We start from the raw sequence: 24,610 nt of genomic DNA, 5'->3' as shown, positions 1-24,610 counted from the left end.
GCAGAATGCGGCCATGGCCGGAGAAGACCAGGAAGACCGGGACTGGGTCCCCATGGACCAGAACCCCCACGCCGACGACAAGCGCGACGTGCTGGACCCGACGGGTGAGGAGCTGCCGTTCAGGCGGCTCATCTACATCGGCCTCGGCATCGGCGTGCTGGTGGTGGCCCTGGTCGTCTGGCTGGTCTGACCTGTGGACGACCCGGCCCCACGGACCGTGCCGTTGTCGGTCCCCCGACGTAGCATGGAAACCGGGGGCCGGAGGCCGCCCCAGTGGGGAGGGACACCATGCCCAACGACGACCCGCAACGCGACCCGGTGATCTTCGGCGACGACCCGTTCGCCCACGACCGGCCACCCGCCGAGGACGAGGACGTGCCGACCTACCGGCCGCCCGCGCACTGGCCGATGATCGTCGCGATCGTGATCCTCGTGGTCGTGCTCGTCGGCGCCGTCGGGCTGTTCGTGTTCTAACGGGCCCGCGTGCCCGCCCGCCACACCGCCCACGTCAGCGGCACCCCGGGCCGGTAGGCCAGGTGGGTGACCGACGGCGCGTCGAGCACCTGCACGTCCGCGCGGGCCCCCACGCGCAGCACCCCGACGTCGTCACGCCGCAACGCCCGCGCGCCACCCCACGTGGCCGCGCGAACCGCCTCCTGCACCGACATGCGCATCTGCAGCACCGCCGTCGCCACGCAGAACGCCATCGACGACGTGTACGACGAGCCCGGGTTGCAGTTCGTCGCCAGCGCGACCGTCGCGCCCGTGTCCACCAGCTGACGGGCGTCAGGTAGCGGCTGGCGGGTCGACAGGTCGCAGGCGGGCAGCAGCGTCGCCACGGTCTCGGACTGCGCCAGCGCGTCCACGTCGGACCGGGTGAGGTAGGTGCAGTGGTCGACACTCGCCGCGCCCGACTCGACGGCCAGGCGCACGCCGGGGCCGTAGCCCAGCTGGTTGCCGTGCACGCGCAGGCCGAGGCCCTTCGCCTTGGCCGCCGTCAGCACCGCCCGCGACTCGTCCTCGTCGAACGCGCCCGTCTCGCAGAACACGTCCGCCCACCGCACGTGCGGTGCCACCGCGTCGAGCATCTCGCCGGTCACCAGGCCGACGTAGTCCTCTGTGGACATGTCGGCGGGGACGAGGTGCGCGCCGAGGAACGTGACCTCGTCGGCCTCCTCGGCGGCGATGCGTGCCGAACGCAGCTCGTCCGCGACGGTCAGGCCGTACCCGGTCTTCGTCTCCACGCACGTGGTGCCCTGGGCCACGGCCTCGGCGACGTGCCCGCGCAGCACCCGCCGGAGGTCGTCGTCGGAGGCGGCGCGGGTCGCCGCGACCGTCACCGCGATCCCGCCCGCCGTGTACGGCTGACCTGACATGCGTGCGGCGAACTCGGCCGTGCGGTCACCGGCGAACACGAGGTGCGTGTGGCTGTCCACCCAGCCGGGCAGTACCGCGCGCCCCTCGACGTCCACCCGCTCGTCGGCGGCGGGTGCGTCCGCCGCCGCGCCGAGCCACGCGATCCGGTCGCCGTCGAGCACCAGCGCGGCGTCGGTGAGCGCGGGCCCGTCGTTGGTGGTCAGCTCGCCGACGCCGGTGATGAGAACACTCACGACAGCTCCTCGATCGTCTCGGTCAGCAGCCTGCCCACGTCGCCCAGCCGCGTGTGGCGCCCGTTCTCCGCGACGACCGCGCCGTGCGACACCACCGTGTGCACGTCGGCCGCCGTCGCCGCGTACAGCACCTGCTCGGGGCGGCTGCCCGCGGTGCGGACGCTGTCGAGCCTGACAGCCGTCAGGTCCGCGGGCGCGCCGACGCGGATCGTTCCCGCGTCCGGCCAGCCCAGCGCGGCGTTGCCCGCGGACGTCAGCGCGGTGATCAGCTCGTCGGGCGTGAACCGGCCGCGCCGGCCGGTGCGCAGCCGTTCCCCGTGTTCCAGGGCCCGTGCCTCGGCCAGCGGGTCGACGACCGCGTGCTGGTCGCTGCCCAGCGAGAGCGGCGCACCAGCGTCGACCAGCTCCCGCGCCGGGCCGATGCCGTCCGCGAGGTCGGCCTCGGTGGTCGGGCAGAAGCACACCGCGGTGTGCGACGAGCCGAGCGTCGCGATGTCGTCCCCGGTCAGGTGGGTGGCGTGCACGGCGGTCGTCGACGGCCCCAGCGCGCCGGACTCCGCCAGCAACCTGACTGGCGTCAGGTCGTACGCCGCCAGGCAGGCCTCGTTCTCGGCGGGCTGCTCGGAGACGTGGACGTGCAGCGGCCGCCCCGCCACGGTGGACGCGATGTCGGCGATCGCCGCACGGGGCACCGCGCGCACCGAGTGGATCGCGGCACCCACACGGGTGCGGGGGTGGTCGGACCGCGACAGCGCGCGTTCCGCCCACGCGTCGACGCTGCCGTCGGAGAACCGTTGCTGCTCGGGCGACAGCGCCGTGCCGATACCGCCGGTCAGGTAGCACGTGTCGAGCAACGTCATCCGCAGGCCGGCCGCCAGCGCGGCCTCCGCCAGCGCATCGCCCATCGCGTTCGGGTCCGCGTACCGGCCACCGCCGGGCGGGTGGTGCACGTAGTGGAACTCGCCGACCACCGTCACGCCCGCGACGACCATCTCGGCGTAGGCTGCCGTGGCGAGCCTCAGGTAGTTGTCCGGTGTCAGCGTGGCGGCCAGCTCGTACATGCTCCGTCGCCACGTCCAGAACGTGCCGCCGTCGGCGTGGGTGCGGCCGCGCAACGCGCGGTGGAACGCGTGCGAGTGGACGTTCGCGAAGCCGGGGAACACCATGCCCCGCAACACGTACGCACCGGCGGGCGGGGTCGCGGCCCGCGACAGGGCCGTGATCAGCCCGTCGTCGACCTCGACCACCACGCCGGGCGCCGCACCACCGACCCACGCGTGCTCGCACCAGAACGTGGTCATCCGGCGAGCCGCCCGAGCACGGTCGCGAGCGCGGCCACCCCGGCCTGACAGTCGTCAGGTTCGGCGTGCTCCTCCGGTGCGTGCGACACCCCGGTCGGGTTGCGCACGAACAGCATCGCGGTCGGCACGTGCGCGGCGAGGATGCCCGCGTCGTGCCCGGCGCCGGTCGGCAACGCGGGCACGCCACCCAGCGCCGAGGACACCGTGTCCCGCAGCCCGGCGTCGAACACCACCGTGCCGCCGTAGGACTCCTCGACCACGTTCAGCTCGCAGTTCTCCCGCGCCGCGGCGTCGGTCGCCAGCTCCTGGATCCGCGTGACAACCTGACGGGTGTCAGGGTCGTTGTCGGCACGGGCGTCCAGCCACACGTCCACAGTGGACGCGATGACGTTGGTGCCACCCGGGTTCGGGACCAGCCTGCCGACGGTCGCGCGTGCGTCGTCCACTTCGGACGCGGCGATCCGGGCGGCCAGCACCATCTCGGCGGCGGGCACCATGGGGTCGCGGCGGTCGCCCAGCAGCGTGGCACCGGCGTGGTTGCCCTCGCCGGTGAACGTGAACCGCCAGCGGCCGTGCGCGAGGATCGACGACGCCACACCCACCGGCGCACCGAGGTCGATCAGGCCACGCCCCTGCTCGACGTGCAGCTCGACGAACGTGCCGATGTTCGCGATGGCCTCGTCGTCGCGGCCGATGCGGGCCGGGTCGAGCCCGGCCTCGACGGCCGCCTCCGCGAAGCTGACACCCGTCAGGTCGTGCAGGCGCCGGGCAGCGTCCGGGTCGATGGCGCCGGTCAGCAGCCGCGACCCGAGGCACGGCACGCCGAACCGGCCACCCTCCTCCTCCGCGAACACCACGATCGCCAACGGCCTGACAGGTGTGAACCCGTTGGCGCGCAACGTGTCCACGGCCTCCAGTGCGGACGTAACGCCGAGCGGCCCGTCGAACGCGCCACCGCCGGGCACCGAGTCGAGGTGGCTGCCGGTCACGATCGCGTCCGGGCCGGGCTCACCCCACCACGCCCACAGGTTGCCGTTGCGGTCGCAGCGCACGGCCATGTCCCGCCGCTGCGCCTCCTCGACGAACCACTCGCGTAGCTGACGCTCGGCGGGTTCGAAGACGTGCCGGGAGTAGCCGCCGCGCTTGCGGTCGCGCCCGACGTCGTCGATGGCCGCGAGGAGAGTCATGGCATCGGCACCGTGACGCCACGCTCGACGGCGACGTGGCGGGCCTCGTCGTAGCCGGCGTCGACGTGGCGGATGACGCCCATGCCCGGGTCGTTGGTCAGCACGCGGGCGATCTTCTCACCGGCGAGCGGGGTGCCGTCGGCCACCGTTACCTGACCGGCGTGGATCGACCGGCCGATGCCGACGCCGCCACCGTGGTGGATCGACACCCAGCTCGCACCGGACGCCGTGTTGACCATGGCGTTGAGCAGCGGCCAGTCGGCGATCGCGTCGGAGCCGTCGGCCATCGCCTCGGTCTCGCGGTACGGGGAGGCGACCGAGCCGCAGTCGAGGTGGTCGCGGCCGATCACGACCGGCGCGGACAGCTCACCGCTCGCGACCATCTCGTTGAAGCGCTCTCCCGCGAGGTGCCGCTCGCCGTAGCCGAGCCAGCAGATGCGCGCCGGAAGCCCTTGGAACGCAACCCTTTCCCCGGCCATGCGGATCCAGCGGGCGAGGGACTCCTTCTCCGGGAACAGTTCCAGGATCGCGCGGTCGGTGGCCGCGATGTCGGCCGGGTCGCCGGAGAGCGCGGCCCACCGGAACGGCCCCATGCCCTCGCAGAACATCGGCCGGATGTAGGCGGGCACGAACCCGGGGAAGTCGAACGCGCGGTCGCTGCCGCCGAGCTTCGCCTCACCGCGGATCGAGTTGCCGTAGTCGAACACCTCGGCGCCCGCGTCCATGAACCCGACCATGGCGTCGACGTGGTCGGCCATCGAGTCGCGGGCGCGGTCGGTGAACTCGTCGGGCTTCTTGGCGGCGTAGTCGGACCAGTCGTCGAGCGCGACGCCCTTCGGCAGGTACGCGAGCGGGTCGTGGGCCGACGTCTGGTCGGTGACGATGTCGATCTCCACGCCGCGGCGCAGCAGCTCGGGCACGACCTCGGCAGCGTTGCCGATGACGGCCACGGAGAGCGCTCTCCCGTCCTTCTTCGCGGCCTCGACGCGGCCGATCGCGTCGTCGAGGGAGTCGGCGACCTCGTCGAGGTAACGGGTCTCGACGCGGCGGTGCGCGCGGGCCGGGTCGACCTCGACGCACAGCGCGACGCCCTCGTTCATCGTGATGGCGAGCGGCTGCGCGCCGCCCATGCCGCCGAGACCGGCCGTCAGCGTGAGCGTCCCGCGCAGCGTTCCGCCGAACCGCTTGCGTGCCACGGCCGCGAACGTCTCGTACGTGCCCTGCAGGATGCCCTGCGTGCCGATGTAGATCCACGACCCGGCGGTCATCTGGCCGTACATGGTCAGCCCGAGCGACTCGAGGCGGCGGAACTCCGGCCACGTCGCCCAGTCGCCGACGAGGTTCGAGTTCGCGATCAGCACGCGCGGCGCCCACTCGTGCGTGCGCATCACGCCGACCGGCTTGCCGGACTGGACGAGCAGCGTCTCGTCCTCGCGCAGCGCGGTCAGCTCACGGGTGATCGCGTCGAACGACGCCCAGTTGCGGGCGGCCCTGCCGGTGCCGCCGTACACGACGAGGTCGTCGGGGCGTTCGGCGACCTCGGGGTCGAGGTTGTTGTGGAACATCCGCAGCGCGGCTTCTGTCTGCCAGCTGCGTGCGGAGAGCGTGTTCCCACGAGCGGCGCGGACGGGGCGTGCTCCAGCGGTCATGGCAGTTCTCCCGATCGGATGAGTGCCTCGGCGGCGGCGATCTCCGGGGCGAGGTGGCGGTCCGGGCCAGGCCCGGGGACGGCACGGCGCAACGCGGCGACGGCCGCGCCGGTGGCGGGTGCCGGGGTGAGCGGGGCCCGCAGGTCGAGCGCGCGGGCCGCGGTGAGCAGCTCGATCGCGAGCACGGTCGTGAGCCCGTCGATCGACGTGCGGAGCTTGCGGGCGGCGGACCAGCCCATCGAGACGTGGTCCTCCTGCATGGCCGACGACGGGATCGAGTCGACCGACGCCGGCACCGCCAGCCGCTTCATCTCCGAGACGATCGCGGCCTGCGTGTACTGGGCGATCATGTGCCCGGAGTCGACGCCGGGGTCGTCGGCGAGGAACGGCGGCAGGCCGTGGCTGCGGTTCGCGTCGAGCATCCGGTCGGTGCGCCGTTCGGCCATGCTGGCGACGTCCGCGACCGGGATCGCGAGGAAGTCCAGCGGGTACGCGACGGGCGCGCCGTGGAAGTTGCCGTTCGACTCGACGCGGCCGTCGGGCAGGACCACCGGGTTGTCGATGGCGGCGGCAAGCTCACGGTCGGCGACGGTCTCCACGTAGGCCACGGTGTCGCGGGCGGCGCCGTGGACCTGCGGCGCACAGCGCAGCGAGTAGGCGTCCTGTACGCGGTTGCAGTGCGGCCCGCGGTGGCTCGCCACGATGGCCGACCCGGAGAGCAGCGCGGTCATGCGCGCGGCCGACACGGCCTGGCCGGGATGCGGGCGCAGCGCCTGCAGCTCGGGCGCGAACACGCGGTCCGTGCCGAGCAGCGCCTCGACGGACATGGCGGCCGTCAGGTCCGCGACGTCGAGCAGTCTGTGCAGGTCGTGCAGGGCGAGCACCAGCATGCCGAGCATGCCGTCGGTGCCGTTGATGAGCGCGAGGCCTTCCTTCTCGGCCAGTTCGAGCGGGGCGATCCCGGCCTCGTACAGCGCGTCCTTCGCCGAGTGGACCGCGCCGTCGACGGTCACGTCGCCCTCGCCCATCAACGCGAGCGCGACCGCCGACAGCGGGGCGAGGTCGCCGGAGCAGCCGAGCGAGCCGTACTCGTGGACGACCGGTGTGATGCCCGCGTTGAGCAGGCCGGTCAGCGTGTCGACGATCGCGGGGCGGACGCCGGTGCGGCCGGTGGCGAGGGTGCGCAGCCGCAGCAGCATGAGGCCGCGCACGACCTCGGGTTCGACCGGGTCACCGGCGCCCGCCGCGTGCGAGCGGATCAGCGACCGCTGCAGCGCGGCACGCCGGTCGAGCGGGATGTGCCGGGTGGCGAGCGCACCGAAACCGGTGGAGACGCCGTAGGTGGGGGTGGTGGCCTCGGCGAGGCGTTCGACGTGCTCGCGGGTCTTGGTCACCTCGGCGAGCGCGGCGTCGCCGACCTCGACCGGCGCGTGGTCGCGCACCACGGCGACCACCTGTTCGCGGGTGAGCGGCCCGCCATCGATCACGACCATGGGGACCATCTCAGCGCCCTTCGCCGGTTCGCACGACCCGAGCCCGAGGGTTCCAGTCTGGTATTCCAGACACATGACGGATGTGCCTGCCCTGCGCCGCGGCCTGGCGGTACTGCGCCTGCTGGCGGGCCGCGCGGGCCCGGTGACGGCCGGTCACGTGGCCCGTGAGCTGGGGTTGCCCCGCTCGACGACGTACCACCTGCTGGCGGAGCTGGCGGCGGCCGGGTTCGTGACGCACCTGCCGGAGGAACGCCGGTACGGGCTCGGGCTGGCCGCGTTCGAGCTGGGGTCGGCGTACCTGCGGCACGACCCCCTCGAACGGCTGGCCAGGCCCGTGCTGCGCGGGCTGATCGGGCGGACCGGCCACGTGGCGCAGCTGGGGGTGCTGCACGGGCGGGAGACGCTGTACCTGTTGCGTGAGCAGCCCGTGCTGCACGCGACGGTCGTGACGGACGTCGGGGTGCGGCTGCCCGCGCACCTGCCCGCCTCGGGGCGGGCGATGCTGGGTGCGCTGCCCGCGGCGCAGGTCAGGGCGTTGTTCCCGGCGCGGTCGGCGTTCGTGGACCGGACGGGGCGCGGGCCCGCGGACCTGCCGTCGCTGCGGCGGAACCTCACGGCGGCCCGGCAGCGGGGCTGGACGGTGGAGGACGGGTACGTCACGCCGGGGTTCGCGTCGGTGGCGGCGCCGGTGCTGGACCACAGCGGCCACCCGATCGCGGCCATCTCGACCACGTTCCGCCACGAGTGCGCGGACGAGTGCGGCGAGACCTGGCCCGACCTGGCCGCGGCGACGATCCGGGCCGCCGCCGAGCTGAGCGCCCGCGTCGGCGGCGCTCGCACAACCCGGCCACAACCGGGCCCGTCTACACAGTCCCCATGTTTGCCAGAAAACTAGGAACTTCGCTCGTCGTCGCCGCTTCCGTCCTCGTGACAGGCGCCGTGGGCACGGCCACGGTGGCGGCCGCCGCGCCTGCCTGCACGGTGCCGACCGTGTCGATCTCCGCCGCCGACCAGTACGAGGGCAGCGGTGGGGGCACGAACACGTTCAGGTTCACCGTGCGGGTCACGGCGGGCTACGACAGCTGCGGTGGCGCGGGGTCGGTGCGGTACCGCACCATCGGACGGAGCGCGGAGGCCGGGTCGGACTTCACCGCCACCACCGGCACCCTCGGCTGGCAGGTGCCCGGCTCGTGGGACGTGACGGTACCGGTGAACCGGGACAGCGAGTCCGAGTACGACGAGGGCTTCTCCGTCGAGCTGTACGCGCCGGAGAACGTCGTCGTCACCAGTTCGACCGCGACCGTGTCGGTGCTGAACGACGACGCGATCCCGGAGAAGGACATCCCCGAGATCGAGACGTCGTTCACGCCGACCGGCGGCATCTGCTGGTGGCCGAAGGACCAGTACCTGTGGGTTCCGCTCCAGACCAACGTGACCCCGCGGGCGACGATCACCGTGCACGTTTACGGCAAGGACGGCACGGCGACGAGCGGCAAGGACTACAAGCTCGCCACCGGCACGGTTACGTTCGCCGAAGGCGTGAGCAAGACCGAGCTGCCGGTCGAAGTCCTCGGCAACCCCAGCGGCGACCTCTACTTCGACGTCGTGATCAAGGACGTGTCGGCCGGTGTGGTGGTCAAGGACGTCGCGCGCGTCACGATCAAGGAGTGCTGATCTCCGCCTCCTCGGTGGCGTTCACCTGACGGTAGAGACTGACGGCGCGGTCGCGGTGTGCCACCTCGGCCGCGCCGTCACCGCGTGCCGCGGCCAGCTCGGCCAGTGCCCGGTACACGTGCGCCTCCTCGTACGCGTCCGGCACCTGGGCGCGCACCGCGCGTGCCTGCTCCAGGTGCCGGGCGGCGGCGTCGAGGTGACCGGACACGAGGTGGGTGCGGCCGATCAGGCACAACGCGACGGCCTCCCCGTTGCGGTCACCCACCACCCGGGTCACGGCGAGCGACTGCTCGAAGTCGGTCAGCGCCGCGCCGGTGTCCCCGGCCGCCAGCCGCGTGACACCGACGTCCCGCAGCAACTCCCACTCCAGCCACCGGTCACCGACATCCCGGCTGATCGCCAGCGCCTCGGCCATGTCGGCCAGTGCCTGCTCGTAGTTCCCGAGGTCGCGGTGCGCCTCCCCCAGCGTGTTCAGCGTGCCGGCCCGCAACCGGGCGTTGCCGATGTCGTCGAACTCCGCCAACGCGGTACGCAACGGCGGCAGGCTGTCCGCCGCGCGGCCCATCCGGACGAGCACGTGCCCGAGGTTGCGCTGGGAGAGCGCGACGCCGAGGCGGTTGCCCGCGGCCGTGGACGTCTCGATGGCCCGCTCGAACGCCGTGATCGCCTCGTCGAAGCGGCGCAGGTCGGCGTAGGCGTTGGCGAGGTTGTTGAGAACGTGCCCCTCCCCGGCGAGATCACCGGTACCGCGGACGACCTCCAGGGCGGTCAGTGCCGTGGCCACGGCCTCGTTCAGCCTGCGCGTCATGTAGTAGGACACCCCGAGGGCGCGCAACATCTCCGCCTCGCCGCCCTGGCTGCCAGCGGCGGCCGCCGCGGCGACCCCGGCCTGGCACAGTTCCACCCGCTCGGTCCAGTGCCCGCTCACCTCGTAGAAGCTGGTGAGCAGGTAGACGAGCTGCCAGGCGGCCACCGGCCTGCCCTGTTCGGTGGCGTACCGCACGACGGGCAGGAAGCCGTGCCGCTCCGCCTCCAGCAGCCGGATCGCGGCCTGCCTGCCGGCGAACGGCAACGACGGGACGGGCAGCGCCTGCTCCGGTTCGACCGCGTCACGGTGCGGGTTGATCAGCCGGTTCGCCTCGGCGGCGACGAACACGTACCAGTCGATCAACCGGTCGCGGACCCGGTCCGGCGCGGTCTCCTCGGCGACCGCCCGGTCACTGGCGAACTCCCTGATCAGGTCGTGGAAGCGAAAACGGTGCCCGCCGGTGCCGAGCATCAGGTGGGCGCTGGAGAGCTCGTCGAACGCGCGGCGCGCCTGCTCGTCGTCGAGACCGGCCAGCGTGGCGCCGAGGTGGCCGCTCACCGTGGGCGCCGGGACGGTGGCCGAGCAGCGGAGCAGTCGCCGCGCGGTGTCGCTCAGCGGCCGGTACGCGCTGGTCAGCACGCTGCGGACGGTCCTCGTGTCACCGTCGACCTCGAACCCGTCCAGCCGGCTGACGGCCAGGTCGTCGGCCGCCTCCGCGATCGACCGGCCCGGGTGGCACGCCAGCCGGGCCGCCGTGATCCGCAGCGCGAGCGGCATTCCGGCGCACAACGTCGCCAGCCGCGCCGTCGCCACCGGCTCCCTGCCCACCCGGTCCGCGCCGAGCACCCGCGTCAGCAGCGTCACCGCGTTGTCGTCGTCGAGCGCGTCGAGCACCACGTGCCGCACCGCGTGGTGCGCGCCGAGCGAGGCCAGCGAGACCCGGCTCGTGATCACCAGTGGCACGGTCGCCGCCGCCGGCACCAACGGCAGGATCTGGTCGACCGAGCCCGCGTTGTCCAGCACGACGACGCACTGCTTGCCGTACAACATGGTCCGGTACAGCGCCGACCGCGCCGGCACCCCGGCCGGGATGCGGTCCTCCGGCACGCCGAGGCCGCCCAGCAGCTGCGCGAGCGCCTGCTCGGCGGTCATCGCGTGGTCCGGGTCGTGGCCGCGCAGGTCGAGGAACAGCTGACCGTCGCCGTACCGGGCGGCGTTGTCGCTCGCCCACTGCACGGCGGTCGCGGTCTTGCCCATGCCCGCCGGTCCCGAGATCACGACGATCAGCAGCTCGTCGCCGGCGCAGACCGCGTCCAGAACGGCCAGTTCCGTGCCTCTGCCGATGAAGTGCCCCGCCTTCGCGGGCAACTGTGCCGGCGCCCTCGGCGGTTCCGGCGCCGGTGACGCGGCGGGTGCCTGCAACTCGGCGCTGTGCCGCAGGATCGCGGTGTGCAGCTCGGCCAGCTCCGGGCTCGGGTCGGCACCGATCTCGGCTGCCAGCAGCCTGCGCAGCCCGTCGAAGGCGGTGAGCGCCTCGGCGTGCCTGCCGCAGCGGTACAGGGCCAGCATCAGCAACCCGGTGAGCCGTTCCCGCACCGGATGCCGCGCGACGAGCTGGGGCAGCTCGACCGCGGCCGCCGCGGCCCCACCCGAGTCGATCTCCACGTCCCAGAGGTCCTCGGTGGCCGACAGCCACAGCTCCCGCAGCCGGTGCAGTTCGTGCTGGCCCCAGTCGCCGAGCTCGGTCCCGTCGAACGGTTCGCCCCGCCACAGCCCCAGCGCCGTCCGCAGCGTGTCCGCGACGCCGCCCTGGTCGCCGCGCGCGAGCTTCGCCCTGGCCGCGGTGACCAGGAACTCGAACCGGTGGGCGTCGACGTGGTCGCGGGGCACCTCGAGCACGTAGCCGAGGTCCCGTGTGGACACCACCGGTGCGGCACGTACCGCGGCGAGCGCCTGCCTGATCCGCGCGACGTGGCTGTGCAACGTCTTGGTGGCGGTCCGTGGCGGGTCGTGCCCCCACACCACGTCGACCAGACCGTCGAAGGAAACCACCCGGCCGGCCCGCAACGCGAGCGCGCCGAGGATCACCCGCCTGGTGCCCGTGAGCACGGCGCTGCCACCTGGGCCGACGGCTTCCACCTCGCCCAGCACCCGGATCTGCAGATCGGTCATGTCCCGCACCCCATTCAGGCGCCGCAGCCTAGCCGCAGCCCGCGGACAACCGGTGCGCAGCCTCGGATCGGTACTCCTGTCCATGGCGCGGCTGCCGGCCGCACCTCACGAGGAAGGAAGATCATGCGTACGGCCAGATACCCGCAACACATGACAGTACGATCACGGTTACGCGTGCCGGTGATCGTGGCGGCCACGGTCACCGCGCTCACCGCGGCCCTGCTCCCCCCGACCGCGGCCGCCGAGGAGTACCCGCCGGCTGACCCCGTGGGCAAGATCGCCTACCCGGAGCTCGCCTCGATCATGACCGAGGCCGGTCATGCCCTGCGGTACTCCATGGCCGTGGTCGCCGCCGACCCCGCGCGGCAGTACGAACAGGGCAGCGTCGAGGAGAACCTGCGCCAGGGCGTCCTGAGCCTGTCGGAGGAGTACCAGAAGCGAGTGGTCACCTCCGCCAAGCAGATGCTCGAAGACCCGAAGGCGCGGCAGGAGAACTTCGGCCAGTACGCCGAGATCGACCCGGAGAAGTACGCGTCCCTCGGGTTCGGCAACGTGTTCACGTCCGAGTACGTCAAGTTCGACGCCAAGGCGCTGGCGGACCGGCTGCAGGCGCGCGCGGACGAGATGAAGGCGCAGCACGAAGCGGAGGAGAAGCGGGCGATCGACTACGCCAGGACGATCGGTGTCAAGCTGCCGTTCCCGCAACTGTCCAGCCTGGACCTGCGCATCGACCGGGTGGTGTGCGTCGACGAGACCGGTCCGGACTTCTGGGAGTGGGTCAACGCCGACCGGATCGACGTCGGCGGCATGTCGCTCGACCACCGCGGCAGGACCCGGCCCGTCAGCCCGCAGACCGTCGGCCACTTCAACGACGGCACGGTCAAGTCCTACCCCGCCCCCGGCCTGCTGCACTCCCACCACGACCTCACCACGTCCGGCGAGTGGCCGCGCACCTACTACGGCGTGATCATGCTCGCCGAGATCGACGACGGCGGCGGGTTCGCCCAGGCGATCCGCGACGTCTGGCTCACCGTCCGCGACAAGGTCGTCGAGGTCATCGTCGAGTGGATCGTCGGCGTGCTGGAGGGTTGGCTCGGCACGTCGTTCGCCGAAGCGATCGGCGAGGCGATCGCCTGGCTGATCGGCGGGTTCTTCGAGTGGCTGGCCAACCTGTTCAACGACGACGTGTTCGCGCCGAAGACCGTCCGGGTGGATCTGCCCAGCCCGTACGAGTTCATGTACACGAGCGCGTCGCACTACGGCTGGACCGACTACCGCCTGCCGACCCGCTCGCTGACCTACGACGGCTTCGGCGGCCAGTACCGGCTCAACTACCACTGGCAGGTCAACCCGTGATGACACGACGCCGCCGCACGGTCTGGCACGTGCGGTGATCACTCGGAGGGCGCCCTGGGGAGGCGCCCTCCGAGGTCGTTCTTACAGGCCTGCCTTGGACAGCCAGTCCTTCGCGACGTCCGCGTACTCCGGCTTGTCCGGGGCGTTCAGCGCGGCGTTCAGCTCCAGCAGGGTCTTCGTGTCGAGCTTGGCCGAGACGGCGTTCAGGGTCTCCTTCACCGTGTCACTCGCCTTGTCCTTGTTGATCAGCGGGACGACGTTCTGCGCGGCGAAGTTGTTCTTCGGGTCCTCCAGCACCACCAGGTCGTTCGCCTCGATGGCGGCGTCCGTGGTGAAGATGTCGGCGGCCTGCACCGTGCCGTCGAGCAGCGCCTTCGTGGTGATGGCGCCCGGCTCCAGCGCGGTGAAGCTCTTGAACGTGCAGTTGTAGGTCTCCTTGATGCCCGGGATGCCGTCCGCGCGCTCCTGGATCTCCGGCGGCCCGCCGAAGACGACCTCACCGCAGTGCGGCACCAGGTCGTCGATGGACTTCAGGCTCCACTTGTCCGCCGTCTCCCTGGTGACGACGATCGCGTCCTTGTCCTCCGCCTCGGCCTTGTCCAGCACGGTGAGGTTCTCCGGCAGCGCCGCGGGCAGCGCCGCGTACACCTCCTCGGACTCGACCTCCGGGGCCTCCTTGTTGAAGAACTGCAGCAGCACACCCGTGTACTCGGGGATCAGGTCGATCGACCCGTCCTTGAGCCCGTCCATGTACTTCTCGCGGCTGCCGAGGTCGTGCTGGCGCTCGACCGTGACCCCCTTGGCCTCGAGTGCCTGGGCGTAGATCTCGGCGAGCAGCTGGCTCTCCGGGAAGTTCGCCGAGCCGACCGTGATGCTGTCGCCGGAACCGCCGCCCGTGGGCGTGTCCTCGGCCAGCGGGTCACCGGAGCCGCCACACGCGGAAACGGCCAGCGTCGCCGCCAGGGCCGTCGCCACACCGGCGATAACGCGTTTCATCCTGTGTCTCCTCACGTGGACCTACCTACCAAATCCGGGGTCGGCTTGCGCCAGATGCGCGCGGTGCGCTTCCTCGTGGCCGCGTTGCGCAGACCCGGTGACACCGCGACGCGCTGCACGACCTCCAGCACGCCCTCGACCACCAGCGCGAGCGCCGCGATCACGATCGCGCCCGCCGCCATCTGCGGGTATCCGTTGGGGGACCCCGCGCCCGAGTTGTTGCCGTCGATGACGAACCGGCCCAGCCCGCCGAGCCCGACGTACGCGGCGATCGTCGCGGTCGCGATCACCTGCAGCGTCGCGGAACGGATACCGCCGAGGATCAGCGGGAGCGCGTTGGGCAGCTCCACCTTCCGCAACACCGTCGAACCACGCATGCCCATGCCCCGTGCCGCGTCCACAACGGACCCGTCGACGTTGCGGACGCCCGCGTACGTGCCCGCGAGGATCGGCGGCAGCGCCAGGATCACCAGCGAGATCACCACGGGCAGCAGGCCGACGTAGGTCAGCAGCACCAGCAGCGTCAGCAGACCCAGCTCGGGCAGCGCCCGCAGCCCGTTGGACAGGCCCGCGACGAGGAACGTGCCACGTCCGGTGTGGCCGATGACCGCGCCGAGCGGTACCGCGATCGCCGCCGCGACCAGCACCGTCAACGCCGTGTACCCGAGGTGTTCCACGAGCCGGGCCGGGATGCCGGTCGGGCCGGACCAGTGGGCCGGGTCGAACAACCAGTTCAGTGCGGAGTTCACTTCGTCGCCCCCTGCCGTGCGCGTGTCCACGGCGTGATGACCTTGCCCGCCAGCAGCAGCAGCGCGTCAATGATCAGCGCGATGACGAGGATCAGCGCGATCGCGACGACCATCTCGACCGCGTTGTTGCGCCGGAAGCCCTCGGTGATCAGGCCGCCGAGCCCGCCGATGCCGATCAGCGCGCCGACCGCCGTCAGGCTCATCGCCGACACCGCCGCGACCCGCAGCCCCGCCACGATCACCGGGATCGCGAGCGGCAGCTCGACGGACAGGAACCGTTTGGCGGGGCGGTATCCGATCGCGGTCGCGGCGGCGGTGACCTCACCCGGCACGGCGAGCAGCGCGTCGGTGACCGAGCGGACCAGCAGCGCGATCGTGTAGATCGCGAGCGGCACCTGCACGTTCAGCGGGTCGATGATCTTCGTGCCGAGCAGCAGCGGCACCAGCGTGATCAGGGCCAGCGACGGGATCGTGTACAGCACGCCGGCGAGTGGCACGAGCACCAGCCGCACGGCGGGCCACCGGCTCGCGGCCCAGCCGAGCGGGATCGAGATGAGCAGGCCCGCCAGCACCGGGAGCAGCGCCAGGTACAGGTGCTCACCTGTGGCCTCGGCGATCTTGTCGACGTTGCGCGGTAGCCACGGCCACGGCCAGTCGACGTTCACGCGGGCACCTCACCGGTCCGTCGCGCCTTCGCGAGCGCGTCGAGCACGGCCTCCGCCTGGACGCTGCCCGCGACCGCGCCGTCGGCGTCGACCGCGATGCCGACCCCGGCCGGTGAGCTGAGTGCGGCGTCGAGCGCGTTGCGCAGCGAGCCGGCGGTACCCGCCGCACCGTCCACTTCGTACAGTGAGCCGCCGGACACCACTTCGTCCGAAGTGGACGATCCGTCGAGCCAGCCGAGCGGGCGGTTCCGCTCGTCGACGACCACGGCCCAGCCGCCGCCTTCGGGCCTCTCGCCTTCCTTCACCGTGTCGACGGGGCCGATCGGCACACCGGTCGCGGTGAGGAAACCGAGCGCGCGGTAGCCGCGGTCGCGGCCGACGAAGGACGACACGAAGTCGTCGGCGGGCTTCGCGAGCAGCTCCGACGGCGTCGCGTACTGCGCGAGCCTGCCGCCGACGCGGAACACCGCGACCTTGTCGCCGAGCTTGATGGCCTCGTCGATGTCGTGGGTGACGAACACGATCGTCTTGTCCAGCTCGGACTGCAGGCGCAGCAGCTGCTGCTGCAGGTCGTCACGCACGATCGGGTCGACCGCGGAGAACGGCTCGTCCATCAGCAGCACGGGCGGGTCGGCGGCGAGCGCGCGGGCGACCCCGACCCGCTGCTGCTGACCGCCGGAGAGCTGAACCGGGTACCGCCTGCCCATCTCGGGCGGCAGGCCGACCAGCTCGAGCAGCTCGGCGGCGCGGGTGCGGGCGTCGCGCTTGCTCTTGCCGGTCAGCAGGGGGACGGTCGCGACGTTGTCGAGGACCGTGCGGTGCGGGAACAAACCCGCGTGCTGGATGACGTAACCGATGCCGCGCCGCAACAACGGCGGGTCGGAGTCACGGATATCCTTGCCGTCCAACAGGATCGTGCCACCGGTCGGGTCGATCATCCGGTTGATCATGCGCAGGGAGGTGGTCTTGCCGCAGCCGGACGGCCCGACGAACACCGTGATCTTCCCCGCGTCGACGACGAGGTCGAGGTTGTCGACCGCGACCGTCCCGTCGGGGTACCGCTTGGTCACGGCCTTGAACTCGATCACTGCCCCGAAACTCCTCAGATCGAGACGGCCACCTTCGGGCCGTAGGTCGCCCGACCTTAGCCCGATACACCGACAACGGCAGGTCATCCCACACTTCGACTAACCCATCCGCCCCCCACAAACTCACCCATTCGGAGTAGCGTAACCAGATCGTCACCAAACCCCGCGAGTCACGCCCCAGAACACAACGAGTCACGCCCCCAAACACCGCGAGTCGCGCGCCCACACACAACGAGTTGTCAATTTCGTGCACCTACCGCAACCCAACCCCAGCACAAAACACACAACTCGATACGCACGCGAACGCGACTCGCGATGCCCGAACGCGCGACTCGCGGTCCCCTAACCTCGCGAGTCGCGCGCCCACACACAACGAGATGTCGGTTTCATGCACCCACCGCAACCCCAACCCCAGCACAAAACACACAACTCGGCATGCACGCGAACGCGACTCGCGATGCCCGAACGCGCGACTCGCGGTCCCCTAACCTCGCGAGTCGCGCGTTCGCACACAACGAGTTGTCGGTTTCATGCACCTACCGCAAGCCGAACCCAGCACGAAACACACAACTCGGTATGTGCGCGAGCGCGACTCGCGGGGTTCTCCTGGGGTCAGGAGCCTCTTGGGATGTGGACTGGGCCCATGCGGAGGAGTTCGCGGAACTCCTTTGCCGGGAGGGGCTTGGAGAGGAGCCAGCCCTGGTAGGCCTCCACGCCGAAGCTGCGCAGTACGTGGAACTGGGAGTCGGTTTCCACGCCCTCCGCCACGCACGTGCGGCCCATGGCGCGGGCCATGTCGACCAGTGCGCGTACCACGGCGAAGTCGGCGGCCTCCGTGGCCACGCCGGACACGAACGCGCGGTCGATCTTGATGATCTGTGCGGGCAGTTCCTTCAGGCGCGCCAGCGACGAGTAGCCCGTGCCGAAGTCGTCCACCGCGAACCGGACACCCCGGTCGGTCAGCTCGGCCATGGCCTGGCGGCTGCGGGACGGCAGGTCGATCAGGGACGTCTCGACCAGCTCCAGCACCACGCGGTCCCACTCGATGCCGGTCTCCGCGACCGCCGCCGACACGATCTCGGTGAACTCGGGGTCGCCCGGCACGAGACCGGCCAGGTTGACGGCGACGCCGACCTCCGCGCCCAGCACGCCACCCGCCATCATCGGCCACTTCGACGCCTCGCACAGCGCCGTCCGCAGCACCCACCGGTCCAGCTCACGCAGCAGGTCGCCCTGCTCGGCGACCGGGAGGAACTCGCTCGGCGGCAGCATCCCGCGCTCCGGGTGCGGCCACCGGACCAGCGCCTCCGCCTTCAGAATCGTGCCGTCGGCGCCGACGACCGGCTGGTAGTGCAACACCAGGCCGTCGTTCGTGATCGCGTCGCGGAGCTGGCCCTCCAGCATCATCTGGCTGTTGGCCGACGCGATCAGCGCCTCGCTCGCCAGCTGCACCCGGCCCGTGCCCTGGCGTTTCGCGTTGAACATGGCGGCGTCGGCGAATCGGAGGAGGTCCGCGGCGGACGTCTCCGGCCCCGTCGGCGCGGCCGCACCGATCGTGGCCGACACCCGCAGCAGCTGCCCGCGTACCGGCACCGCCGCGCGTAAGAGCTGGGCGACACGGTTGGCGAGCGCCTCGACGCCGCCGACCTCGTCGACGTCCGAGCAGATCACCACGTACTCGTCGCCGGACATGCGGCCCGCGGTGCACGACGGCGGCAGCCCGCGTTCGAGCCGCCGCGCGAGCGCGGTGATCAGCTCGTCGCCGACGTCGTGGCCCAGCGAGTCGTTGACCCGCTTGAAGTTGTCGACGTCGCAGAACAGCAGCGCGACCTTGTCCGCGTCCGGTCCGCCGAGCAGCTGGCCCAGCAGCTCGTTCACCGCGGCGCGGCCGGGCAGCCCGGTCAGCTCGTCGTGGGTGGCCTGGTAGCGCAGGCGTTCCGCGGCACGGCGCCGCTCGGTGACGTCGGAGAACACCACGAGCCAGAACCGTTTGCCGTCGTCGGCGACCGACACGGTCACGTTCAGCTCGCAGTACACGGCCTTGCCCGATGCCGTCACCAGCACCCGCTGCCCGGCGCGGGTGTCACCGTTGCGCCGGGAGACGCCCGCGACCAGTGACGCACCCCGGTCGGTGGGGTGCGTGAGGTCGACGGCCGCTATGCCACGCAACCGCTCCAGGTCCATCTGCAGCAGGCGGCACAACGCGTCGTTGGCGTCGACGAGCCGCTCGGACTCGTCGAACAGCCCGATCCCGACCGGCGCGATCGCGACCAGGTCGGAGAACCGCTGCGACGAGCGCATCATGCGGGTCTCGGTGGACCGCTGCTCGGTGACGTCCTGCGCGGTGCCGATCATGACCGACCGGCCCTGGTCGCCGTCCATCACGTCCCCGCGACAGCGGAAGACGCGCCACGAGCCGTCCGGCAGCACCGCCCGGTGCTCGCACTCGACGGGCCGCCCGGTCGCCGCGAGGTCCTGCCACCGCTGGTCGACCCACGCGCGGTCGTCGGGGTGCACGAGGCTCAGGTAGTCGGTGTAGGTGATCGGCGTGCCCGGCTCGACGCCGAACAGCTCGTAGAGCATGGTCGACCACATGCACTCGCCGGTCTCGGTGTTCCACTCCCAGGTGCCCATGCGGGCCACCCGCTGCGCGTCACCGAACAGGCGCCGGTCCTGGCTCGCCCGCTGCTCGGCGACCCGGAGCTTCGTGACGTCCTGGACCGTGCCGGTGGCACGCAGGAGGTTGCCGTCCTGGTCGACCTCGGTGTGTGCGCGGATCTGGAAGATGCGCGTCCCCGTCGGGTCCCGCACCTCGGCCTCGACCGGTACCGGCCCACTACCGACGGCCAGGCGGGCCCGGAACTCGCCGAGCACCGCCTGGTCGTCGGGGCACACCAAACCCATCACGTCGGTGACGGTGCAGTCGTCGGGTAATCCGCACAGCCTGCGCAGGCCTTCGGAGAAGTAGGCGCGGTTGGCCTCGACGTCGACGCTCCACACGCCGAGCTCGGCGATCCGCTCCGCGCCGTCCAGCAGGTGAACGGCGTGTTCCTCGCCCGGCTGCACCACGTCGACCAGCGGAAGGGCGTCCGAGGGCAGCGTCGAGTCGCCGGTCAGCCGCTCGCCAGGGAGCGGGCCGGCACGCACGACATGCTCGGCCACCACGCCCATCCTTCCGCCCGCATGCCGGCGGGTCGGGCGCAGACCCCGATCTTCCCGCCGGTGCTCAGGCTACCCCGTCTTCCTTCGCGGCACGGGCCACCGCCGCCGCCACCTCCGGCGCGACCCTCGGGTCGACCCCGCTCGGCACGATGTAGTCGGCCGACAGGTCCTCCGCGGCGACCGCCGCGATGGCCTCCGCGGCCGCCAGCTTCATGTGCTCGGTGATCCGTCGCGCCCCCGCGTCCAGCGCGCCGCGGAACACACCGGGGAAGGCCAGCGAGTTGTTGATCTGGTTGGGGAAGTCGCTGCGCCCGGTGGCCACGACCGCGGCGTGCTTGCGCGCCACGTCCGGGAGGATCTCCGGGTCCGGGTTCGACAGGGCGAACACCGCGGAGTTGGGCGCCATCGACGCGACCAGGTCCTCGGAGATCGTCGAGCCGGACAGGCCGACGAACACGTCGGCGCCCTTCATGGCCTCGGCGATGCCGCCACGCAGCCCAGCCTTGTTCGTGCGGGTGGCCAGCTCGGCCTTCACCGGGTTCATGCCGTCGCGGCCGTCGTACAGGATGCCGCGCGAGTCGAGCACGGTCACGTCACCCGCGCCGGCGGACAGCAGGATGTTCGCACAGGCCACACCGGAGGCGCCGGCGCCCGCGATGACGATCCGCTGGTCCGCCATCGCCCGGTCGCGAACGGTGTTCGCGCCACGCAGCGCGGCGAGCAGGATGATCGCGGTGCCGTGCTGGTCGTCGTGCATGACCGGGCAGTCCAGCGCCTCGATCACGCGCTTCTCCAGCTCGAAGCACCGCGGCGCGGCGATGTCCTCGAGGTTCACGGCACCGAACGACGGGCGCAGCCGCACCAGCGTCTCGACGATCTCGTCCACGTCGGTGGTGTCCAGCACCAGCGGGATCGAGTTCAGGCCACCGAACGTCTTGAACAGCGCGGCCTTGCCCTCCATGACCGGCAGCGACGCGCGGGCGCCGATGTCGCCGAGGCCGAGCACCGCGGTGCCGTCGCTGACGACGGCGACGAGGCGGGAGGTCCAGGTGTACTTGTCGACCAGCGAGGCGTCCTCGGCGATCGCGCGACTCACCTTCGCGACACCCGGGGTATAGGCGATCGACAGCGCGCGCGAGTCGGTGATCGACCGCGGTACCGAGATGTCCAGCTTGCCGCCCTCGTGGGCACGGAAGATCTCGTCGTCGGTGACGGGAGTAGTCAGGTCGGTGGCCAGCGGGTCGTTCACGGCAGTCATTGCGTCCCTCCTGCGGGGCGTGCGGAAGCCAGGGGTTCTCGAAGGTTGGCTCCGCTCGATCGCGGCGTGGTCGAACATCGGTTGGGTGCACCGATGTGTGGGACCAGGCCGGGCACGTCGGCCGCACGCCGTCTGTAGGGCGGGCGACCGCGGACGCTGCGGTGTCCCACAGTGTAGACAGGGCCGCTGTCCGCTGTCGCGTACCCTCCGTCACATGGAGGTACGCGAGCTCAAGATTCCAGGCGCCTTCGAGTTCACGCCCCGTTCCTTTCCGGACGACCGCGGCGTGTTCGTCTCGCCGTACCAGGAGGAGGCGTTCGTCAAGGCGGTCGGGCACCCGCTGCGGCTCGCGCAGAGCAACCACAGCAGGTCACGGCGCGGCAGCGTGCGCGGGCTGCACTTCGCGGACGTGCCGCCGGGCCAGGGGAAGTACGTGTACTGCCCGGCAGGGGCGCTCCTCGACGTCGTGGTCGACATCCGGGTCGGGTCGCCGACGTTCGGTGTCTGGGACGCGGTGCGCCTCGACCCGGTGGACTTCCGCGCGGTGTACGTGCCGGAGGGCCTGGGCCACGCGTTCGTCGCCCTCGACGACGACACCGTCATCTCGTACCTCTGCTCGACGCCGTACAACCCGCCCGCCGAGCACGGTGTGTCACCCGTCGATCCGGCGCTGGACCTGCCGTGGCCGACCGACGTGGAACTCCTGCTGTCCCCGAAGGACAGTGCGGCACCCACCCTCGCCGACGCGGCGTCGTCGGGTCTCCTGCCCAGGTACGAGGACTGCCTCGCGCGCTACCGCGAGCTGAGGAGCCTGGGCTGAGGCCAGAGCCGCGCGACGACCACCCCGTGCACCTGGGCGAGGCCCAGGTCACGTGAGTCGGTGCTGGCGCCGGGGTTGTCCCCTTCGACGTGCCATCCACTGCCGTTGGACGCCGTCACGCGCTTGATCGACAACTGCCCCGGCCGCGTCACCCACGTGACCACCACCACATCACCCGTTCGAGGGGTCCGCCGGTTCCGCGCGAGGATCACATCGCCGTCCCTGAGCGTCGGCGCCATCGAAGGCCCGCGCACCCGGATGCGCCGGTAGGGCAGCCGTCCGAGCGGGTTCATTTCGATCACCTCCGTCGTGTCGCCCCAGCGTGCCGGGAGTAGTGTCGCGGAAGTCGGAGCGTCAACCTTGTTCAGGAGGAAAGATGCGACTCCTGTCGCGCATTCTCGGCCCACGCCTGGAGGCCACCGCACACTGCGATCTTCCCTGTGGCGTGTACGACCCGGCGCAGGCCCGCATCGAGGCCGAGTCGGTGAAGGCCATCCAGCAGAAGTACCAGGACAACGAGGACCCGGAGTTCCGCACGCGCGCGATCCTCATCGCCGAGCAGCGCAGCGAGCTCGTCAAGCACCACCTGTGGGTCCTGTGGACGGACTACTTCAAGCCGCCGCACTTCGAGAAGTACCCGAACCTCCACGAACTGATCAACAAGGCGACGAAGGCCGCCGGTGCGGCCGGCACCAAGGGTTCGATGGACCCGGCCAAGGGCCAGGAGCTCCTCGACTACATCGCCGAGATTGACAAGATCTTCTGGGAGACCAAGCAGGGCTGAGGCTCCTCCGGGCGGCGCTGATCGACACTGTCGGTCGGCGCCGTTTCGTTTTGCCGGGTGGGCGTCGGTCGCCAGCGGTGTGACGACGGTGCGGCGGAAGTGCGGAATCGACGGCTCGTCCTGCTGTGCTGACTAGTGTCGCGACCGTGCGGGTGCTGTTGATCGGCGGGACGTCGAACGTCGGGAAGTCCACTGTGGCGGCGGAGCTGGCGGATCGGCTCGGGTTCGAGCACCGGTCGACCGACTACCTGGCGCGTCATCCCGGGCGGCCGTGGCGGACCGCCGACCGGGAGGTGCCGCCGCACGTCGCCGAGCACTACTCGTCCCTCGCCGTCGACGAGTTGATCTCGTCGGTTCTCACGCACTACGAGCGACTCTGGCCGCGGATCGAGGAGCTGGTCCGCACCGCGGACGGTCTCGTGATCGAGGGCTCCGCGCTGTGGCCCGAACGCGTCGCGACCCTCGACGTTCCCGCCGTGTGGCTCACCGCGGGCGACGACGTCATCCGCGACCGGATCAGAGCGTCCGGCGGCTACGCGACGGCGACCGTCGACGAGCGTGCACTGATGGACAAGTTCCTCGCCCGCTCGATCCGCTTCCAGCAACTGCTCCAGGCCGACGTCGACCGGCTCGGGCTGGCGCGTGTCGACGTCGGCGGCCGGGCCGTCGCCGAGGTCGCGGACGACGTGCTCGCGTAGTCACAGGAACGGTGTGAACGCCGCGCGCCACGTTTCCTCCAGGTCGGCGTCCGGGGGGAAGCGGCCCGCCAGTTCCAGGTCCACCAACCCGTGCGCCAACGCCCACAGCGCACGGGCCCGGTGTTCCTCGCCGCCCGCGGCCGCCACGACCGGCGCCGCGGCGGCCGCTTCGACCTCCGCCGGGATCACGTCGCGGCGTAGCGGGCGGCCGGTGGCCAGTTCGTACAGGCCCGGGTGGGCCAGCGCCCATTCCCGGTACAACACCATGATCTTGCGCAGGTCGGCGCCTGCTGGGGACAGCACGGCTGTCAGGTTGCGGAGAGCGCGTTCCTGCAGGCCCGCTTCGATGTCGTCCTTGTTCGCCACGTGCTTGTACAGGGACGGGGCGCGGATGCCCATCGCCTCCGCCACTCTGCGCATGGTCAGCGCCGTCGGCCCTTCCGCCTCCAGGAGGGACTCCGCCACGTCGAGGATCTCGTCCCTGCGTGTCACGCCGCGATCCGCTCCGCCCGCTCCTTCAGCGCCTCGTTCATCTGCCGGAAACCGCTCTCCGTCCTGCCCAGCGTCGATGCCAGCAGCGGCACCAGCACGCCGGTGAACGTCTCCTCCTGCGTCAGGCGGGTGCCGTCGGCCGTGGCGGTGAGGGTGAACGCGTGGCGGCCGTCGAAGAGGCCCGGAAGGCCGAGCCTGCCCAGCCACTCCAGCTTTCTGCCTTCTTCGACGGCCGTCACGGTCGGCCGGAACGTCATGCCCTTCGCGCCCGGCGGCGTGATGCGGACCTCCAGGCGTTCGCCTTCGGAGAGCGCTCCCTCCAGGCGCGGCATGAACGGGTTCCAGTCCGCGAACGCGGCGGTGTCCGTGAGCTGGGCCCACACGACCTCGACGGGGGCGTTGATCTCGGTGACGACGCTGATCCGGCGCATGACGTCCTCCTGTGGCTAACGTTGTTAGCTCCAAGCTAAGCTAACGTCGTTAGCCTGGTCAAGGTCGAGAGCACCTCCTGATCGGCCTGGCCAGCCGGAGGGCCGCTCCACCAGCTCGGTGAACGAGGCACCCGGCACCAGCGGATCGGTCGTGCCCCACAGGAGGAACTGCCGCCGCGGTGCGCGGCATCGTCGAGGCCTGGCCGCCCACGATGAT

23 protein-coding genes are annotated in these 24,610 nt (G+C 71.5%); 8 read left to right on the top strand and 15 right to left on the bottom strand.

The features are described from left to right. Positions 1-13: 13 nt before the first annotated feature. Both ACIBVP_RS16835 and ACIBVP_RS16830 read left to right on the top strand, forming a co-directional pair. On the top strand, positions 14-190 hold the full coding sequence (locus ACIBVP_RS16835; RefSeq protein ID WP_396107038.1) for a hypothetical protein: 177 nt from the start codon (positions 14-16) through the stop codon (positions 188-190). 98 nt (positions 191-288) lie between these two features. Next, positions 289-474, top strand: a complete 186-nt coding sequence (locus ACIBVP_RS16830) for a hypothetical protein (protein ID WP_396107037.1) — start codon at positions 289-291, stop codon at positions 472-474. On the opposite strand, the gene hutI is transcribed toward ACIBVP_RS16830, so the two are convergent. The 5 genes from hutI to hutH are packed head-to-tail and all read right to left on the bottom strand — an operon-like array spanning position 471 to position 7,240. After that, the gene (hutI, locus tag ACIBVP_RS16825) at positions 471-1,610 is read right to left on the bottom strand and encodes an imidazolonepropionase (RefSeq protein ID WP_396107036.1); all 1,140 of its coding nucleotides are present in this window, start codon (positions 1,608-1,610) and stop codon (positions 471-473) included. The two genes, ACIBVP_RS16830 and hutI, sit on opposite strands and share 4 nt — an antisense overlap. Next, positions 1,607-2,911, bottom strand: coding sequence for a formimidoylglutamate deiminase (locus ACIBVP_RS16820; protein WP_396107035.1), 1,305 nt, complete (start codon positions 2,909-2,911; stop codon positions 1,607-1,609). The genes hutI and ACIBVP_RS16820 overlap by 4 nt, the downstream gene beginning before the upstream one ends. Beyond that, entirely contained in the window at positions 2,908-4,098 is a 1,191-nt protein-coding gene (locus tag ACIBVP_RS16815) for an allantoate amidohydrolase (protein ID WP_396107034.1), read from the bottom strand. The genes ACIBVP_RS16820 and ACIBVP_RS16815 overlap by 4 nt, the downstream gene beginning before the upstream one ends. Beyond that, positions 4,095-5,747: a urocanate hydratase gene (gene hutU, locus ACIBVP_RS16810; RefSeq protein WP_396107033.1), complete on the bottom strand. Its 1,653-nt coding sequence runs from the start codon at positions 5,745-5,747 to the stop codon at positions 4,095-4,097. The genes ACIBVP_RS16815 and hutU overlap by 4 nt, the downstream gene beginning before the upstream one ends. Beyond that, the gene (hutH, locus tag ACIBVP_RS16805) at positions 5,744-7,240 is read right to left on the bottom strand and encodes a histidine ammonia-lyase (RefSeq protein WP_396107032.1); all 1,497 of its coding nucleotides are present in this window, start codon (positions 7,238-7,240) and stop codon (positions 5,744-5,746) included. The genes hutU and hutH overlap by 4 nt, the downstream gene beginning before the upstream one ends. A gap of 73 nt (positions 7,241-7,313) precedes the next feature. Here hutH and ACIBVP_RS16800 point away from each other — a divergent pair, with 73 nt between their 5' ends. After that, entirely contained in the window at positions 7,314-8,135 is an 822-nt protein-coding gene (locus tag ACIBVP_RS16800; RefSeq protein WP_396107031.1) for an IclR family transcriptional regulator, read from the top strand. 32 nt (positions 8,136-8,167) lie between these two features. After that, the gene (locus ACIBVP_RS16795) at positions 8,168-8,914 is read left to right on the top strand and encodes a Calx-beta domain-containing protein (protein WP_396107030.1); all 747 of its coding nucleotides are present in this window, start codon (positions 8,168-8,170) and stop codon (positions 8,912-8,914) included. On the opposite strand, the gene ACIBVP_RS16790 is transcribed toward ACIBVP_RS16795, so the two are convergent. After that, positions 8,901-11,894 carry a BTAD domain-containing putative transcriptional regulator gene (locus ACIBVP_RS16790; RefSeq protein ID WP_396107029.1) on the bottom strand — a complete coding sequence of 998 codons (2,994 nt, stop codon included), beginning with the start codon at positions 11,892-11,894 and terminating at the stop codon, positions 8,901-8,903. The two genes, ACIBVP_RS16795 and ACIBVP_RS16790, sit on opposite strands and share 14 nt — an antisense overlap. A gap of 150 nt (positions 11,895-12,044) precedes the next feature. Between ACIBVP_RS16790 and ACIBVP_RS16785 the strand changes: the two genes are divergently transcribed. Then, positions 12,045-13,250: a hypothetical protein gene (locus tag ACIBVP_RS16785; RefSeq protein WP_396107028.1), complete on the top strand. Its 1,206-nt coding sequence runs from the start codon at positions 12,045-12,047 to the stop codon at positions 13,248-13,250. Between the two features lie 81 nt (positions 13,251-13,331). On the opposite strand, the gene ACIBVP_RS16780 is transcribed toward ACIBVP_RS16785, so the two are convergent. From ACIBVP_RS16780 to ACIBVP_RS16755, 6 genes are all read right to left on the bottom strand, one after another. Continuing rightward, on the bottom strand, positions 13,332-14,246 hold the full coding sequence (locus ACIBVP_RS16780) for an ABC transporter substrate-binding protein (protein ID WP_396107027.1): 915 nt from the start codon (positions 14,244-14,246) through the stop codon (positions 13,332-13,334). Between the two features lie 11 nt (positions 14,247-14,257). Continuing rightward, complete coding sequence (locus tag ACIBVP_RS16775; RefSeq protein ID WP_396107026.1) at positions 14,258-14,995, bottom strand: ABC transporter permease; 738 nt, start codon at positions 14,993-14,995, stop codon at positions 14,258-14,260. After that, positions 14,992-15,660, bottom strand: coding sequence for an ABC transporter permease (locus tag ACIBVP_RS16770; RefSeq protein ID WP_396107025.1), 669 nt, complete (start codon positions 15,658-15,660; stop codon positions 14,992-14,994). Before ACIBVP_RS16770 ends, ACIBVP_RS16775 begins: the two co-directional genes overlap by 4 nt. Then, positions 15,657-16,748: an ABC transporter ATP-binding protein gene (locus ACIBVP_RS16765; RefSeq protein WP_396107024.1), complete on the bottom strand. Its 1,092-nt coding sequence runs from the start codon at positions 16,746-16,748 to the stop codon at positions 15,657-15,659. Before ACIBVP_RS16765 ends, ACIBVP_RS16770 begins: the two co-directional genes overlap by 4 nt. Before the next feature lie 612 nt (positions 16,749-17,360). After that, positions 17,361-19,919: an EAL domain-containing protein gene (locus tag ACIBVP_RS16760; protein ID WP_396107023.1), complete on the bottom strand. Its 2,559-nt coding sequence runs from the start codon at positions 19,917-19,919 to the stop codon at positions 17,361-17,363. 55 nt (positions 19,920-19,974) lie between these two features. Further along, positions 19,975-21,168: an NADP-dependent malic enzyme gene (locus tag ACIBVP_RS16755; RefSeq protein ID WP_396107022.1), complete on the bottom strand. Its 1,194-nt coding sequence runs from the start codon at positions 21,166-21,168 to the stop codon at positions 19,975-19,977. 214 nt (positions 21,169-21,382) lie between these two features. Between ACIBVP_RS16755 and ACIBVP_RS16750 the strand changes: the two genes are divergently transcribed. Next, positions 21,383-21,988, top strand: a complete 606-nt coding sequence (locus ACIBVP_RS16750; RefSeq protein WP_396107021.1) for a dTDP-4-dehydrorhamnose 3,5-epimerase family protein — start codon at positions 21,383-21,385, stop codon at positions 21,986-21,988. Here the strand turns inward: ACIBVP_RS16750 and ACIBVP_RS16745 are convergent. Continuing rightward, entirely contained in the window at positions 21,961-22,281 is a 321-nt protein-coding gene (locus tag ACIBVP_RS16745) for a S26 family signal peptidase (RefSeq protein WP_396107020.1), read from the bottom strand. The two genes, ACIBVP_RS16750 and ACIBVP_RS16745, sit on opposite strands and share 28 nt — an antisense overlap. An 83-nt stretch (positions 22,282-22,364) precedes the next feature. Between ACIBVP_RS16745 and sodN the strand changes: the two genes are divergently transcribed. Both sodN and ACIBVP_RS16735 read left to right on the top strand, forming a co-directional pair. Next, complete coding sequence (gene sodN / locus ACIBVP_RS16740; RefSeq protein WP_396107019.1) at positions 22,365-22,772, top strand: superoxide dismutase, Ni; 408 nt, start codon at positions 22,365-22,367, stop codon at positions 22,770-22,772. A 146-nt stretch (positions 22,773-22,918) separates the two neighbouring features. After that, the gene (locus ACIBVP_RS16735; RefSeq protein WP_396107018.1) at positions 22,919-23,470 is read left to right on the top strand and encodes an AAA family ATPase; all 552 of its coding nucleotides are present in this window, start codon (positions 22,919-22,921) and stop codon (positions 23,468-23,470) included. On the opposite strand, the gene ACIBVP_RS16730 is transcribed toward ACIBVP_RS16735, so the two are convergent. Further along, positions 23,471-23,962 (bottom strand): TetR/AcrR family transcriptional regulator, encoded by a 492-nt coding sequence (locus ACIBVP_RS16730; RefSeq protein ID WP_396107017.1) that lies wholly within the window; start codon positions 23,960-23,962, stop codon positions 23,471-23,473. Continuing rightward, on the bottom strand, positions 23,959-24,393 hold the full coding sequence (locus ACIBVP_RS16725; protein ID WP_396107016.1) for an SRPBCC family protein: 435 nt from the start codon (positions 24,391-24,393) through the stop codon (positions 23,959-23,961). The genes ACIBVP_RS16730 and ACIBVP_RS16725 overlap by 4 nt, the downstream gene beginning before the upstream one ends. Positions 24,394-24,610 lie beyond the last annotated feature (217 nt).

It is taken from the genome of Actinophytocola sp. NPDC049390 (assembly GCF_044466355.1).
Taxonomy (GTDB): Bacteria; Actinomycetota; Actinomycetes; order Mycobacteriales; family Pseudonocardiaceae; genus Actinophytocola.
Note: the sequence above shows the minus strand (reverse complement) of the source record. Positions and strands in the feature narration are given on the sequence as shown.

Bases quoted from the DNA above. Each gene is read 5' to 3' on its own strand.
- ACIBVP_RS16830 (WP_396107037.1), top strand. From the start codon at position 289: ATGCCCAACGACGACCCGCAACGCGACCCGGTGATCTTCGGCGACGAC.
- ACIBVP_RS16800 (WP_396107031.1), top strand. From the start codon at position 7,314: ATGACGGATGTGCCTGCCCTGCGCCGCGGCCTGGCGGTACTGCGCCTG.
- hutH (WP_396107032.1), bottom strand. From the start codon at position 7,240: ATGGTCGTGATCGATGGCGGGCCGCTCACCCGCGAACAGGTGGTCGCC.
- ACIBVP_RS16760 (WP_396107023.1), bottom strand. From the start codon at position 19,919: ATGGGCGTGGTGGCCGAGCATGTCGTGCGTGCCGGCCCGCTCCCTGGC.
- ACIBVP_RS16815 (WP_396107034.1), bottom strand. From the start codon at position 4,098: ATGACTCTCCTCGCGGCCATCGACGACGTCGGGCGCGACCGCAAGCGC.
- ACIBVP_RS16750 (WP_396107021.1), top strand. From the start codon at position 21,383: ATGGAGGTACGCGAGCTCAAGATTCCAGGCGCCTTCGAGTTCACGCCC.
- ACIBVP_RS16755 (WP_396107022.1), bottom strand. From the start codon at position 21,168: ATGACTGCCGTGAACGACCCGCTGGCCACCGACCTGACTACTCCCGTC.
- hutU (WP_396107033.1), bottom strand. From the start codon at position 5,747: ATGACCGCTGGAGCACGCCCCGTCCGCGCCGCTCGTGGGAACACGCTC.
- ACIBVP_RS16785 (WP_396107028.1), top strand. From the start codon at position 12,045: ATGACAGTACGATCACGGTTACGCGTGCCGGTGATCGTGGCGGCCACG.
- ACIBVP_RS16835 (WP_396107038.1), top strand. From the start codon at position 14: ATGGCCGGAGAAGACCAGGAAGACCGGGACTGGGTCCCCATGGACCAG.
- sodN (WP_396107019.1), top strand. From the start codon at position 22,365: ATGCGACTCCTGTCGCGCATTCTCGGCCCACGCCTGGAGGCCACCGCA.
- ACIBVP_RS16780 (WP_396107027.1), bottom strand. From the start codon at position 14,246: ATGAAACGCGTTATCGCCGGTGTGGCGACGGCCCTGGCGGCGACGCTG.
- ACIBVP_RS16745 (WP_396107020.1), bottom strand. From the start codon at position 22,281: ATGAACCCGCTCGGACGGCTGCCCTACCGGCGCATCCGGGTGCGCGGG.
- ACIBVP_RS16820 (WP_396107035.1), bottom strand. From the start codon at position 2,911: ATGACCACGTTCTGGTGCGAGCACGCGTGGGTCGGTGGTGCGGCGCCC.
- ACIBVP_RS16725 (WP_396107016.1), bottom strand. From the start codon at position 24,393: ATGCGCCGGATCAGCGTCGTCACCGAGATCAACGCCCCCGTCGAGGTC.
- ACIBVP_RS16790 (WP_396107029.1), bottom strand. From the start codon at position 11,894: ATGACCGATCTGCAGATCCGGGTGCTGGGCGAGGTGGAAGCCGTCGGC.